The sequence below is a fragment of the Empedobacter sp. UBA2044 genome (assembly GCF_002333005.1).
GTDB classification, from domain to species: domain Bacteria; phylum Bacteroidota; class Bacteroidia; order Flavobacteriales; family Weeksellaceae; genus Empedobacter; species Empedobacter falsenii_B.
Genome location: NZ_DDBA01000019.1, coordinates 1 through 14,095 on the forward strand (window position 1 = coordinate 1; position 14,095 = coordinate 14,095).

The 14,095-nt window shown below is 30.7% G+C and carries 12 protein-coding genes and 1 pseudogene; 6 read left to right on the forward strand and 7 right to left on the reverse strand.

From position 1 onward, the window contains the following. Positions 1-81 precede the first annotated feature (81 nt). The 4 genes and pseudogenes from B4E59_RS14620 to folK all read right to left on the reverse strand — a co-directional run bounded on the left by B4E59_RS14620 (position 82) and on the right by folK (position 2,865). Positions 82-345, reverse strand: coding sequence for an OmpA family protein (locus B4E59_RS14620; RefSeq protein ID WP_414646268.1), 264 nt, complete (start codon positions 343-345; stop codon positions 82-84). After that, positions 228-869 (reverse strand): OmpA family protein, encoded by a 642-nt coding sequence (locus B4E59_RS02155; RefSeq protein ID WP_291051103.1) that lies wholly within the window; start codon positions 867-869, stop codon positions 228-230. The genes B4E59_RS14620 and B4E59_RS02155 overlap by 118 nt, the downstream gene beginning before the upstream one ends. Positions 870-1,594: 725 nt before the next feature. Then, positions 1,595-2,342 (reverse strand): annotated as a pseudogene (locus B4E59_RS02160) (transposase). A gap of 136 nt (positions 2,343-2,478) precedes the next feature. Next, positions 2,479-2,865: a 2-amino-4-hydroxy-6-hydroxymethyldihydropteridine diphosphokinase gene (gene folK, locus B4E59_RS02165; protein WP_291051106.1), complete on the reverse strand. Its 387-nt coding sequence runs from the start codon at positions 2,863-2,865 to the stop codon at positions 2,479-2,481. Positions 2,866-2,914: 49 nt separating this feature from the next. Here folK and sppA point away from each other — a divergent pair, with 49 nt between their 5' ends. From sppA to rodA, 6 genes are all read left to right on the forward strand, one after another. Beyond that, positions 2,915-4,684 (forward strand): signal peptide peptidase SppA, encoded by a 1,770-nt coding sequence (sppA, locus tag B4E59_RS02170; RefSeq protein WP_291051109.1) that lies wholly within the window; start codon positions 2,915-2,917, stop codon positions 4,682-4,684. Between the two features lie 168 nt (positions 4,685-4,852). Then, positions 4,853-5,878 (forward strand): rod shape-determining protein, encoded by a 1,026-nt coding sequence (locus B4E59_RS02175; RefSeq protein WP_019975837.1) that lies wholly within the window; start codon positions 4,853-4,855, stop codon positions 5,876-5,878. A 14-nt stretch (positions 5,879-5,892) separates the two neighbouring features. After that, positions 5,893-6,744, forward strand: coding sequence for a rod shape-determining protein MreC (gene mreC, locus B4E59_RS02180; protein ID WP_291048797.1), 852 nt, complete (start codon positions 5,893-5,895; stop codon positions 6,742-6,744). Next, positions 6,734-7,249: a rod shape-determining protein MreD gene (gene mreD / locus B4E59_RS02185; protein WP_291048795.1), complete on the forward strand. Its 516-nt coding sequence runs from the start codon at positions 6,734-6,736 to the stop codon at positions 7,247-7,249. The genes mreC and mreD overlap by 11 nt, the downstream gene beginning before the upstream one ends. After that, a complete protein-coding gene (locus B4E59_RS02190) occupies positions 7,246-9,231 on the forward strand; it encodes a peptidoglycan D,D-transpeptidase FtsI family protein (RefSeq protein ID WP_291048792.1) in 1,986 nt (661 codons plus the stop codon). Before mreD ends, B4E59_RS02190 begins: the two co-directional genes overlap by 4 nt. After that, positions 9,200-10,744: a rod shape-determining protein RodA gene (gene rodA, locus B4E59_RS02195; RefSeq protein WP_291048789.1), complete on the forward strand. Its 1,545-nt coding sequence runs from the start codon at positions 9,200-9,202 to the stop codon at positions 10,742-10,744. Before B4E59_RS02190 ends, rodA begins: the two co-directional genes overlap by 32 nt. Before the next feature lie 58 nt (positions 10,745-10,802). On the opposite strand, the gene B4E59_RS02200 is transcribed toward rodA, so the two are convergent. The 3 genes from B4E59_RS02200 to clpX form a co-directional block, all read right to left on the reverse strand. Continuing rightward, positions 10,803-12,098 carry a TlpA family protein disulfide reductase gene (locus B4E59_RS02200; protein WP_286494682.1) on the reverse strand — a complete coding sequence of 432 codons (1,296 nt, stop codon included), beginning with the start codon at positions 12,096-12,098 and terminating at the stop codon, positions 10,803-10,805. Between the two features lie 56 nt (positions 12,099-12,154). After that, positions 12,155-12,292 (reverse strand): hypothetical protein, encoded by a 138-nt coding sequence (locus tag B4E59_RS02205; RefSeq protein ID WP_286494681.1) that lies wholly within the window; start codon positions 12,290-12,292, stop codon positions 12,155-12,157. A gap of 598 nt (positions 12,293-12,890) precedes the next feature. Continuing rightward, a complete protein-coding gene (clpX, locus tag B4E59_RS02210) occupies positions 12,891-14,039 on the reverse strand; it encodes an ATP-dependent Clp protease ATP-binding subunit ClpX (protein ID WP_280062867.1) in 1,149 nt (382 codons plus the stop codon). Positions 14,040-14,095: the final 56 nt, after the last annotated feature.

Sequence of the window (14,095 nt, forward strand, 5' to 3'; positions counted from 1 at the left end):
GCTATTTCAGGACGGGACATATTAAACAATAAAAAAGCTCAGTTATATTTAACTGAGCTTTTTCGTATGATTAAATTTAGACTATTTAATTTCTTTGAAAATTACATGTCTGTTTTCTAAGTTTTTCCAAGCAGGACAATTTGTAACAGGATTACATTCTGGCCATTTTAAATCAGATTTATCTTTTCCTACAGAAGATAATTTAGTTGTGTCAACACCTTTGTTAGCTAAGTAACGAACAACAGAAGCAGCACGTCTTTCAGATAATTTTTGGTTATAATCAACACCACAGCAGCATCTGTATGACCTTCTACTACGAATTTGAAATCTGGATTTGCTAATAATACTTCAGAAGCATGATTTAATTTTTCATAAGATTGCTCTCTAATACGATCAGAGTTGTAATCGAATTCGATACCCTCTAAGTATGCATTAATTGTTGTTGCAACATCTTCACCAGAAATTCTGATTACTTTCTCAGGACAACCACCATTTGTAGGAGGTCCAGGAATTGTAGGACATTTATCTTCACTATCTGGAATACCATCTCCATCAGAATCTAAAGAACATCCTGATCCGTCTACGCGAATACCTTCTAGAGTTCCAAGATATTTATCCCATTGGTCACAAACACCGTCACGGTCTTCGTCAATACGTTCGAATGGAGTTTGTTCTATAGGAGCTTTGTATGCTAATGGAGAAACCCATTGTAAGGCATCTTTATGTTTTCCAATTTTATAATGTAAGCCTAAAGAAAATGTAATCATGTTATCATCACTACCTTCTTCAGTATCAGCGGCAGTCATACCACCTGAGTTGTGATAAGGCATTGGTTTTCCTGATCCATCAAACTCTTCATTACTAGACATTAATTACATAGCACGTAGTTGAAAATAAAATCTATCATTTAATTTGTAACGTAGCCCTGATCCTACTTGAAAATAAATAGATTTATCAGAGATATCTTGATCAGTTATTAATGTAAAGTTAGGATCTCCTTGAGGAGCATAATTATTTCTATAAGCTTTATAGCCATGTATTCCTACTCCAGCATATAAATGCATAGCCCATTTAAATTCAGTTCTGTTATCAACTCTTCTTAGTAAATTTGAAGCATTTAAATCAGCTAAAACTCCAATTGCTTGGTATTTAGTTTTACCATACGCATATCCATGATATCCACTTAAAGCAGAATCATCAATATTACCCTTTTGTCTAGTTTTACCAAATAGATATTCTAAACTAAGACCAAAAGCGTGACTAATTGGTTTATTAAGTTGGAATTTTAAATCATATCTAGGAGTAAAATATCCAACTTCCTACCAATAATTAAGATCGGTATTTTGCAAAGCATTTAAATCTCCAGAAGCATAAATAAACCAATCGTTAAATTCTTTTTTACGGTTGTGAAGGGGGTTTAATTTTAATTTGTCTGTACACTTGTATATGCTGCAGCACCTAATATTAATAAACATAAAAGTTTTATCATAGGTTAGAATTATTTTTATAACTAATATAAAGCATATCTTAATATAATTTTACAAAACTAATAAATTAATATTTAGTATCTTAATAAAAATACCTGTTTTGCATTTTAAATAATTTGAGTTTTTAGATTATTAATATTTTGATAAAAGTAAGTTCTATATAATGTACTGAATCACTGATAGTGCAGTAATTTTAGCTAGAATTCTGGTTTTAAATCTCTCAAAAGTCTTTGCATAATTGCGTCTAATCATAAATTGTTCGTATAGTAGAGAAAATAAAGTTTCAATTCTTTTTGAATGTATAAAACTGAGGTTTGTAATCTTTTTGATTCGATCTTTTCAGTGTTTCTAATCGATATTAACTTCATTAAATAAATCAATATCTTTCAAAAAATGAATACATGAACAGATGCTGGACTAATGTTAAAACTCAGGAAAACACCACTTAAAGAACAAACAGCATGAAGTTTATAGCCATAAAAAGACATTTACTGAGAAGCACAAAAACCTCTGTTTTGTGCATTATACTAGTGTTCCTTGTAAATTTTGAGCTATTTATACTTGCTATTTTACAAAACTGAAACGGCATACTATCAATGATTAAAACAATTTTCAAATTCATTAAATTCTTTCGCTAATTTGAGGCGAATACTATTAATTTGATATGATAATCTACATTTTCTTCGATTGTAAATACTTCGCTCAATTTTACAACTTACGCTTTAGGAATATTCCGAAATGAATTATTTTCACTATCAATACCCATAAATTCAGTAGTTAAGAAAAGACTTATGAGTTTTAAATCAAATGTTTAGGTCTTCTACATTGATAAATTAAAAGTTTATCTTAGGATATTTTTCATAGAATTTCCAATATTCTTTTATAATTTGCGAGTAAGTTATTCATTGTGAATTTTTTGTTGTAAAAACAATTTACAAATTTTCAATCAAATGAACAACTTTATTATTTAATAATCAAAATGCAGAACAGGCTAAAAATATAAACTTTTAATAAAATCTCTAGAATAATTTTGAGGATGAGGAATTTTTAAATAATTGCAATTAATTAAAAGCTGATTATAGAATAGTATATCAATATCTATTAAACGATCAACGTAACTCTCATTTTCTTTGGGTTTAAAATAGATTCTTCCCATTTTTTGTTCAATATCTTTAATTTTTTTCAAAATCTCAAATGGAGAATAACTTGTATTAATTTCTATTTTTTGATTTAAGAATAAATTAGGTGTAGTAAATCCTTCAGCCTTATTTTCAAGAATATTAGATTCTTTTTTTATATTACCTACCTCTTTGTTTATAAGGTTTTTAGCTGATTCTAAATTATTTTTTTTGTCACCTAAGTTTGTACCAAGTAACAAAATGACTATATTTTGCGACATATAGAGCAAAAGTAATAATAAATTAAAAATGAAAAACTTTTTCGGGAGAGTATTCTCAACAATCATAGGAAATCTATTAACGATTAGTGTATTTGTCATACTACTTTTCGTGTTGATATTTGTTTCAGCATTATCTGCTCCAACAAAAAGTGTGAAAGATGGTTCTGTTTTAGAAATTTCGTTGGAAGATCCAATTATGGAAAGTGATATGGATCGTTCCGTTTCTATTTTTGATATGTCAGAAAGTCCAAATGTTTTTTTACAAGATATTATTCATTCAATTGAAGAAGCGAAGAATGATGATAAAATAAAAGGAATTAGTCTGAAATTGGATAAATTTTCTGGTGGAGCTACGCAAGCGACTGATATTCGTAATGCACTAGAAGATTTTAAGAAATCTGGAAAATTTGTGTATTCATATTCTAATTCAGGAAGTCAGCTGTCATATTATATAAGTAGTGTGTCTGATAAAATTTATCAAAATCCTTTGGGAGGAACTTTATTACAAGGTTTAAGTTCTAATATTATGTTCTTCAAGAATGCAGGAGATAAATATGGTGTAGATTTTCAGGTGATTCGTCACGGACAATTTAAGAGTGCAGTAGAGCCTTATATGAGAACAAATATGTCTGATGAGAATCGATTACAATTGTCAGAATTATTGAATGATGTATGGGGTAATGTTTCAAACTCGATTACAAAATCGCGTAAAATTTCTCCTGAACAATTCACTACAGTAACAGATAGTTTGTATGCTTTCATCCCAGAAACAGGAAAAGAAAATAAGATTTATGATGTATTGGCACAAGAAAATGAATATCAAAAAATGTTATTCACAAAACTTGGTCTGAAAGAAGAAAAATCAAAAACTGATTTTGAAGTTCTTGAAAAACATACCATAAAAGTAGAAGATTATTTTGAAACCTTATCAGATAAATCTGAAAAAGATAAAATTGCAGTCTTATATGCATCTGGAACAATTACTGAAGGGGATGGTTTTGATGGTATTCAATCGAAGACTTATGTGGATGCGATTCGCAAAATCAGTCAAAACGATAAAATCAAAGCTTTAGTTTTACGTGTAAATTCTCCTGGAGGTAGCGCAAATGCATCAGAAGAAATTTTATATGAATTGATGCAATTGAAAACAAAAATGCCAATCGTAGTTTCTTTTGGTGATGTTGCAGCATCTGGTGGATATTACATTGCACAAGCTTCTGACAAAATTTATGCTCAACCAAATACAATTACTGGTTCGATTGGAGTTTTCGGAATGATCCCAAATGCGCAAAAATTATTCAATAATTTCGGATTAGATTTTGATGAAGTAAAAACGAATGCAAATGCAGATCAGTTAAAATCTTTGACAACACCATTATCACCAACAGCAAAAAATACGATGCAAAAATCAATCGTATTGATTTATGGAAAATTCGTAAACCACGTTGCTACAAATAGAAAGTTAACGTATGAGCAAGTTGACAAAATAGGAGAAGGACGTGTTTGGTCTGGAACTCGCGCAAAACAAATTGGTTTGGTAGATGATTTTGGAAGTTTAGATACAGCGATAAAAGAAGCAGCTAAATTGGCTAAAATAGAAAAATATTCGACAGAAAATTATCCAAAAAGAAAAGATTCTTTTGAAGAATTTATGGATAATCTTCAAGGAAAAAATACTGAGGCAGCAATTGCAAAAGAATTAGGTTCGGACGGAATCCGAATTTACAAAGAAATAAAGATGATGAATGAGCAAAAAGGTGTTCAAGTTAGGCTACCTTACGATATTCAAATTCAATAAAAATCATAAAAAAGGGTTAAAATATTTTTAACCCTTTTTTATTGTTAAAATCTTACTATTTTAGTAAAAATATTTAGTTGATAATAAAATTAAATTCTCTTTTATAATCATCTAAATTTATTATACTTTTGTACATTCATTTTTAATAATACTGAGACATAATCAACGATGGGATTATTTGATTTTTTCACGCAAGAAATTGCGATTGACTTGGGGACTGCTAACACTTTAATTATCCACAATAATAAAGTTGTAGTAGATAGTCCATCTATCGTCGCTATACATAGAAGAACAAATAAAGTTATTGCTGTTGGAGAACAAGCAAAACACATGCAAGGTAAAACGCATGATGATATAAAAACAATTCGTCCTTTGAAAGACGGAGTAATTGCAGATTTTGAAGCTTCAGAATTCATGTTGACAGAGTTCATCAAGAAAATTCCTGGAATTCAAGGGAAGTTATTTTCACCTTCATTACGAATGGTGATTTGTATTCCTTCTGGAATTACAGAAGTTGAGAAACGTGCTGTAAAAGATTCTTGTGCACGCGTTAACGCAAAAGATGTTCGTCTTATTTACGAACCAATGGCTGCTGCGATAGGTGTTGGAATTGATATCACTCAACCTAAAGGTAACATGATTATTGATATAGGTGGTGGTACTACAGAAATTGCCGTTGTTGCATTAGGTGGTATTGTTTGTGACAAATCTGTGAAAATTGCAGGTGATGTTTTTACAAATGATATTGCATATTACTTAAGAACCCATCATAATTTATATATCGGAGAAAGAACTGCTGAACGTGTTAAAATTGAAGTTGGAGCTGCTGTAGAAGAACTAGAGCATGCACCAGAGGATATGCCAGTACAAGGACGTGATTTGATTACAGGAAAACCAAAAGAAATTACTGTAAATTACCGCGAAATTGCACGTGCATTAGACAAATCAATTTTACGCATTGAAGATGGTGTAATGGAAACGTTATCTCAAACTCCTCCAGAATTAGCTGCTGATATTTACAACACTGGTATCTATATGGCTGGTGGTGGAGCTATGTTGAGAGGTTTAGATCAACGTATTTCTAAAAAAACAGGTTTACCAGTTTTCTTGGCTGATGATCCTTTACGTGCTGTTGTTCGTGGAACTGGTATTGCACTTAAAAATATTGATAAATTCACTTTCTTAATGAAATAGAAGAGTAAAGAGCAATGCAATATATTCTGAATGCGATTAGAAGAAATGGAATGCTATTAATTTTTGTCTTTTTAGAGTTAATTGCGTTGTTTCTTGTCTTTAAGAAAAATATTTATCACGAAACTATTCTTGCCTCTGCAAGCACATCGTTTACAGGTTATGTGGATGATAAAATTGCAAAGGTGACAAACTTTATTCATTTACCGAGTACCAATAAAGATTTGATGGACGAAAATGCCTTTTTGCGTGAGCAATTGGTGCATTTAGGTATTAAAGATGCGAAAACTAAAAAGTTTTACAAATCGGATACCTTAGGTTATCATCAAACGTATTCTTTTGTACCTGCAGAGATTGTAAATAACTCGATTATCAAAACGCAAAACCTTTTGATGATTGATAAAGGAACAAATGATGGAATAGAAAAAGGTGACGGAATCATTACAAATAATGGTGTAATTGGTATTGTAACTTTTGCTGGGAAAAATTATTCTCGTGCAATTTCGTTGTTAAACAAGGATATCAATATCAATGCACGTATCAAAGGAAATCAATATTTTGGGACAGTGAAATGGGATGGAAAAGATCCTCGTTATGTTCAGTTATATGAAATTCCGAAATACATCGAAGTGAAAAAAGGAGATATTATCGAAACAGATGGTAAATCACCAGTTTTCCCAGAAGGAATTATTATAGGTAAAGTTGTAAGTAAAGGAATTGATGAAACGGGAGAAATGAAAGTTCAAGTAAGATTGAAACAAGATTTCGCCAATTTAGCTCAAGCTTATGTGGTCACAAACCTTAATAAAGTTGAAATTCAACAAGTAGAAAAATCAGATACAATAACAAGTCCACAGAATGTTCAATAAAGATTTTTTAATCAATATTATCAAGATTATCGTTTTAGCTTTGTTACAAGTTTTTGTGTTCAATCACATCAACTTTTTAGGAAGTTATCAACCATATATCTATATTGTATTTGTATTATTTTATCCGCCTTATCAAAATAAATATGCCTTACTAATCTTATCATTTATGTTAGGATTAATGATAGATATTTTCGAATACACAGGAGGAATTCATGCTTTTGCATTAACACTTATCGCATTTCTTAGAAATCCAATCATCAAACTTTTGGCAGGAAAACAAGATTACGAAATGGAATTTTTCTCTTTCAATTCGTTCAGTTTTGCGCAATGGTTGTTTTATTTGATTATTCTAATTCTTGCACATCATATTATTTTATTACTTCTTGAGAATTTTAAACCATCAGGAATTGGATCTTTGATGCTAAAAGCATTAATCAATTCGGGAATAACTTTTGTGTTTGTCTTTATTTATAAAATTTTATTTAAAAATAAAGTTGGAGTATGAAAAAGTTGATGGTTGTTTATGCACTCATCCTGTTTATAGTGTTTCTATTTATAGGACGTTTGGCGTATTTGCAATTATTTACAGATCGTTATACGTTAAATGCATTTAATACTTCGATCAAACAAGAAATTATTTATCCTAATCGTGGTGATATTCTTGATCGAAACGGAAAATTGTTGGTGAGTAATACATATTCGTACGAATTAGACGTTATTCCAGGGAAATTAATTGACAGTTATGGAGAATATATGAATGGTTTTGATAAACCTAAATTCTCTAAAATGATTGGAATTTCTACACAACAATTTGATTCTATTTTAGATAAAATTGTTACCGCAAAAGATTATAAAAAATTATCGCCTTATCCATTCTTAAAAAATATTTCGCGAGAGAATTTTGCTCGTATGCAAGAACAATTGTACTTGTATCCTGCATTTAGCATTATCAAACGTCCCGAGCGTAAATATATGGTAAATTCTGCCGGAAATATACTGGGCTATATAAACGAAGCCAATCAATCTTATATCAAAACAGATTCTACCTATTATCAACCTGGAGATTTGGTTGGTATTGCTGGTGTTGAGAAATCGTATGAAAAAGATTTGCGAGGAATAAAAGGTGTAAAAAACTGGATTGTAGACCGAACAATGAATGTTGTTGGTCCATATAAAAACGGAGATTATGATCGACCTGTAAAAAGTGGGAAAACAGTTCATTTGACAATTGATTATCGTTTGCAAGAATTGGCAGAACAAATGCTTCAAAATAAACGTGGGGCAATTGTCGCACTTGATCCTAATAATGGTGAAATTTTGGCTTTAGCATCCGCACCTACAATTAATCCAAACGATTATTTGAATACAAAGTTGAGAAGTGCATTAATCAACGATTCTATTGCTCGTCCAACTTATGATAGAGCTTTACAAGGAACTTATCCTCCTGGTTCTACATTCAAAATGGTAACGGCTTTGGCTGGTTTACAAATGGGAACGATGACAGAAAAAACAACATATGTTTGTAAACATGGTTTCCGTTATGGACGTATGCATATTGGTTGTCACTGTGGAATGTATTATACGCCGCAAGGTTTAGAACATGCAATTGGAAAATCATGTAATAATTATTTTTCTGAAGCTTATCGTGATATTGTTCGTAAAGACCCAAATGATTATAGTGTCGGAATTAACGAATGGGCTTCCATTTTGAATAGTTTCGGATTAGGAAAATTTATGGGAACAGATTTACCTGTTGGTAGCAAAGGTCTTATTCCGACAGCTGAGTTTTACGATAATCGTTTTGGAGAAGGTGTTTGGAATCCTTACCGTATTATTTTCAATGGTATGGGACAAGGAGATATTAATACAACTCCGCTGCAAATGGCAAATTATACAGCAATTATTGCCAACAAAGGATTTTTCTATACACCGCATATTGTACATAGTATTGATGGAAAACCATTGACGGATTCTACTTATATGGTGAAAAAAAATACATTGGTTGATCCAAAACATTTTGACATCATTCAACGCGGAATGCGTAATGTATTTACAATGGGTACAGCTCGTAGTTTTGATACAAGTTCTTTTGTACAATTTGGTAAAACTGGAACTTCTCAGAACTCTCATGGACAAGATCACTCATTATTTGTATTGTTTGCTCCAGCAGATAAACCAAAAATTGCGATTGCTGCAATTGTAGAAAATGGTTCTTGGGGTACAACTTATGCTGGACCAATGGCGAGTTTGATCGCAGAATTATACGTAACGGATACAATAAAACGACCTGCGTTAGTGCAACGTATGAAAAATGGTAATCTACAAGGCGAATATCGTCGTCAATGGATAGATTATCTAAAAAGAAAAGGATTATACGTAGAACCTGTAAAAAAGGATTCTATCGGAAATAAAATAGATAGTTTAAAATTTAAAAAAGATTCAACAAAACTAAAACATGAGCCAAAGCAGATTACTAAAAGGAATTGATTGGATTGTACTGATCCTAGGGTTTCTGATAGTAACTTTCGGGATTATGAATGTGTATAGTGTCAATCCAGATTTAGGTGTAAAACAGCTAATTTGGTTTGGACTTGGAATGGTGATGATATTGATTTTGATAATTGCGAGCGGAAACAACCGTAATTTTTTCGAAATTTATAGTCCTGTTTTTTATATCATTTCCCTCGTTTTGCTCGTCGGAGTTTTGATTGTTGGAAAGGAAATTAATGGAGCAAAAGCGTGGTATCGTTTTGGACCTCTGAGTTTGCAACCAGCCGAATTTGCGAAGATTGGTACAGCTTTGTTGATTGCTAATTTTATCAATCATTCAAACGCAAATCTAAAAGACTTAGGTTTTATAGGAAAAATATTGTTGATTATCGCAATACCAGTAGTTTTAATTCTTTTACAACCCGATTTAGGTTCAGTAATTATTTTCTGTTCATTAAGTATTGCCTTGTACAGAGAAGGACTTAATCCATGGATAATTTTAGCACCAATCATATTATTAATCATTTTCTTGATTTCGATTGTACAAATTCCTTTTTACGTTTTATTAGTTTTTGGATTTATAATTCTTACAATAGCTTTATTAATTTTAGCTTTCAATTATAATCAGAATGTAGTTGATGCGATGCATGGTGTTTTAATCGGCTTATCAATTTTCTTTTTATTATTGATTGGAATTTGTTATTTGGTTGAAGATTTATCTGAAGAAACACGCGAATCTTTCGGACATTTATTTCCAATGCGTTCCTTATTTTTCTCAGAACCAATATTTTTTAATACAACTTTCTTTGGATTGATAGGATTCTTTATATCAATTATTCCAGTTTTAATTTTAAAATTAACCGAACAAAAAGAAATTAATGATTCACCATTCAAAACACAATCTGGATTAGCTGCAAATGTTCTGAATTTTAGTATTATTGCGTCTATTGTGTTGTTATTATTTGCAAGCACGGTTAGTTTTATTTCTCCGATCATTTTTGAGAAATTACCCAAACACCAAAAAGAGCGTGTGATGGTTTTGTACGAAGGAGAAGCAAAGTATCGTGATACTTCGGGATATAATTTATTGTATGCAAAAACAGCGATTGGTTCGGGCGAATTATATGGAAAAGGTTACAATCAAGGAACTATTAAAAAAGGAAGGTTTGTACCAGAACAACAAACCGATTACATTTTTACAACAGTAGGAGAAGAGTGGGGATTCATTGGTAGTACAGCCTTGGTGATTGTTTATGCAGTTTTCGTAGGGCGATTATTTTTCTTAGCCGAAATCCAAAAAAATAGATTTGCACGATTTTATGGATATGCAGTCGCCTCTATTTTATTTTTCCACTTTTTTATCAATATCGCAATGGTGATTGGGCTTTTCCCAACGGTTGGTATTCCGTTACCATTTTTCAGCTACGGAGGAAGTTCGTTATGGGGATTCACTATTCTGATCGGAATTTTCCTAATCATTCATTACAAGAACAGTCAAGGATTTATTTAGAATAATAATTCAATAGAATAAAAAAGCTACATTGATTTTCAATGTAGCTTTTTCGTTATTATTTCGATACTTCTAACTCAGAAATATGATGAACTTTCTTAATTAATTTATTGTCTTTATCAACCAAAATTAGAGTAGGAGTAGATTCTATTCCATATTCTGCCGCGATTGGCGAATCCCATCTCAAAAGATCAGTATAATTGTACCAAGGTAATTCTTTCGTAGCATTGTTAAACGCTGTTTGATCATAGTCTAAAGAAATAGCAACAATTTCTCCACCTTTTGATTTGAAGTTCTTGTAAAACTCTTTAATGTGCGGTAATTCTTGTTGACAAGCAGGACACCAAGAAGCCCAGAAAACAATTAATTTTTGATCTTCTTTGATATCATATAATGATTTTTTCCCATTAACAGGTTGAGGAAAAGTGATATTAGGAACTTTACTTCCCACTTGCATAGAAGCGCTTTTTTCCACTTTCTTTTTCAATTGATCTGTTACATTAGAAGTCAAACTTTTTACTTTATCTACATATTTTTTATGAAAATTTGCATATTCTTTTTCAGGAACAAAGTTTAAGATAGTTGTCAATACATTTTGACCTCTTGTCGTTTTGATATCTGTTTTAGCCAAAATTTCGTCTGTAGCAGCAATTAAATTCCCTTCTACATCTTGATTGTTTGCAGCAGCTAATTTTCCATTAATATAAGCAAAAACTAAATCATTAAACATTCCAGATTGCTCCAATCGTATATCATCTTTTACAAAATGATTCACAATTTCATTTAGCGTTTCAGCATCTTTATTTGTTTGAGCTTTTTGTTTCAAATCATTCAACTCATTAATATAGGTAATTAATGGCGAAAAATTTTCGTTACGTTTCAACTCTTTTATACGCTTATCTTCTTTTACCATTGCTGTATAAAATTCATCAGTTGGTTTATACATTTGCATTAAATAAGGAAAAACCTGGTTCTGAATTTCATTTAATGGTTGAAGTGCTAAAACTTTATTGTATTCCTTTTGTGTATTTCCCTCAAAAATTTCAAGTTTAGTAGATATTTCTTGCCCACTAACCGTTTTGAATTTTAGATTTTTGTTATCAGTTAATAACGAAAGATTTTCACCTGTTGGCAAATCAATACGTACAAAACCATTGTATTCTTTTGGAACTTTTACAGAAAAATTTCCGTTGTTATCAGTAATCGCATTGTTGATTAATTTCATTTCGGCATTGTCGAAAATTTTAACCAAAACAGGTTTATTTGCATAATTTTCTATTTGCCCAGAAACATTAAACTGCCCAAAGACAGAACTTCCTAAAACAACAAGCGGCAGTATAAATTTATTTTTCATAGTTTGTTTGATATAAAAAAACCTCAATCTATTGATTGAGGTTTAAAAGTATGAATTTATTTTTTAATTATTAGTCTTTGTTCATATGAATCTATTCCTGCAATTGTTACAGCTGTAACAATTAAAAAAGGTGCATAATCATGAATAGATACTTTTCTAATACCATCCCTATTTCCTGTATTATCTCCGTTCATATTACAATTTTTCCAATCTGAATAAAGGATTTGTAGGTTGGGCGTTAACAGATACATTAATAATGAAAACAAATAAAAAAAACAAGTTAATTTTCAATAATTTTTTCATAGCTAGTTTTATTTGTTAATGGTTTTCTTCGTTAAAGTTTCACCACCTTAATATACAATCTTAACCAAATATAAGGTTGGAATATTATTAATATTTAAATTATAATCTGTATTTGTAGAAATATTGTTTTATAAAATATTTGACGTCCAATTAAATTAAAAATTGAAATATTAGCGGTTGTATTACTTTGCTCAAATTTAACAAAATGACCTCCATTATTTCAATATAAATAGTAGCTTATTTAAATCATTTATATCTAGTGTTTTTGGTGATTGATTCCAATAGAATTCTAAGCGATTATTAATTTTATCGTCAGCTATTTTTTATATATTTATATTGTGTAGAATCACTATAGACCTAAGCAAGTGTGACTAAAGCAAGTAGATTCTTTTTCATAAATTATGTTATTTTTGGTAGGTTTCTATTAAATTAAATAATAATTTTATTACAAATATAAAAATATTTATTAATAAGTTACTATTCAACAGATTATATTATAACTTTTTCTGGTAAATCTTTAATGTTATACATTAAATCAGTAAAGATTTCTTCCGTAACTGCTCGTAATCCTCGAGCTCCTAAACCCAGTTCATTGGCACGGTCTACAATTCTATTTAGGGTTTCGTCCGTCACTACAAGCTCTTTTCCGTCTAGGGCAAAAAGTTTTGTATATTGTTTCATTAGAGAGTTTTTTGGTTCTGTCAAAATAGCTCTCATCGCTTCTTTATCTAATGCTTTAAGATACGTAATAATTGGTAAACGTCCAATTAATTCTGGAATGATACCAAAGTTTTTCAAATCTTGTGCATTTACTTCATCCAAAAGATTTTCGATTTCTTTGTGATCCTCATTCTTGAAACCAATTACGTGTTTCTTCAAACGATCTGCAATGTGTTTTTCTATTCCAGAAAAAGCTCCACCAGCCACAAATAAAATATCTTTTGTATTAACTTCTATAAATTTTTGATCAGGATGCTTACGTCCTCCTTTTGGTGGCACGTTAACAATAGTTCCTTCCAAAATTTTAAGCAAAGCTTGTTGTACACCTTCTCCAGAAACGTCACGTGTAATAGATGGATTGTCACTTTTACGTGCAATTTTATCTACTTCATCAATAAATACGATTCCTTTTTCGGCAAGCTCTACATTGTAATCAGCAGATTGTAAAAGACGCGTCAAAATACTTTCTACATCTTCTCCTACATATCCAGCTTCTGTAAGTACAGTTGCATCAACTATTGCAAACGGAACATTTAATAACTTAGCAATTGTTTTAGCTAATAATGTTTTTCCACTTCCTGTTTCTCCAACTAAAATTACGTTCGATTTATCAATCTCTACATCATTTTCTTTGTCTAGTAATATTCTTTTGTAATGGTTGTATACGGCAACCGACAATATTTTTTTTGCCTGGTCTTGACCAATCACGTAATCATCTAAAAACTCTTTAATTTCTTTCGGAGATTTTAGCGTTAATGGTTTTATCAAATCGTTATTTTCGTTAAATTTCGATTCTTCTAAAACTATACCATGAGCTTGTTCTATGCAATTATCACAAATATTACCGTCGATTCCAGACACTAAAATATTTACTTCGTTTCTGCTTTTTCCGCAAAAAGAGCACTTATTTTCTTCCAATTTTCTATACTTAATTAAGATGCAAAGGTATTTATTTTCTTTTAGATAGAAAATAT

Bases quoted from the DNA above. Each gene is read 5' to 3' on its own strand.
- B4E59_RS02155 (WP_291051103.1), bottom strand. From the start codon at position 869: ATGTCTAGTAATGAAGAGTTTGATGGATCAGGAAAACCAATGCCTTAT.
- sppA (WP_291051109.1), top strand. From the start codon at position 2,915: ATGAAAAACTTTTTCGGGAGAGTATTCTCAACAATCATAGGAAATCTA.
- B4E59_RS02175 (WP_019975837.1), top strand. From the start codon at position 4,853: ATGGGATTATTTGATTTTTTCACGCAAGAAATTGCGATTGACTTGGGG.
- mreC (WP_291048797.1), top strand. From the start codon at position 5,893: ATGCAATATATTCTGAATGCGATTAGAAGAAATGGAATGCTATTAATT.
- mreD (WP_291048795.1), top strand. From the start codon at position 6,734: ATGTTCAATAAAGATTTTTTAATCAATATTATCAAGATTATCGTTTTA.
- B4E59_RS02190 (WP_291048792.1), top strand. From the start codon at position 7,246: ATGAAAAAGTTGATGGTTGTTTATGCACTCATCCTGTTTATAGTGTTT.
- rodA (WP_291048789.1), top strand. From the start codon at position 9,200: ATGAGCCAAAGCAGATTACTAAAAGGAATTGATTGGATTGTACTGATC.
- B4E59_RS02200 (WP_286494682.1), bottom strand. From the start codon at position 12,098: ATGAAAAATAAATTTATACTGCCGCTTGTTGTTTTAGGAAGTTCTGTC.
- B4E59_RS02205 (WP_286494681.1), bottom strand. From the start codon at position 12,292: ATGAACGGAGATAATACAGGAAATAGGGATGGTATTAGAAAAGTATCT.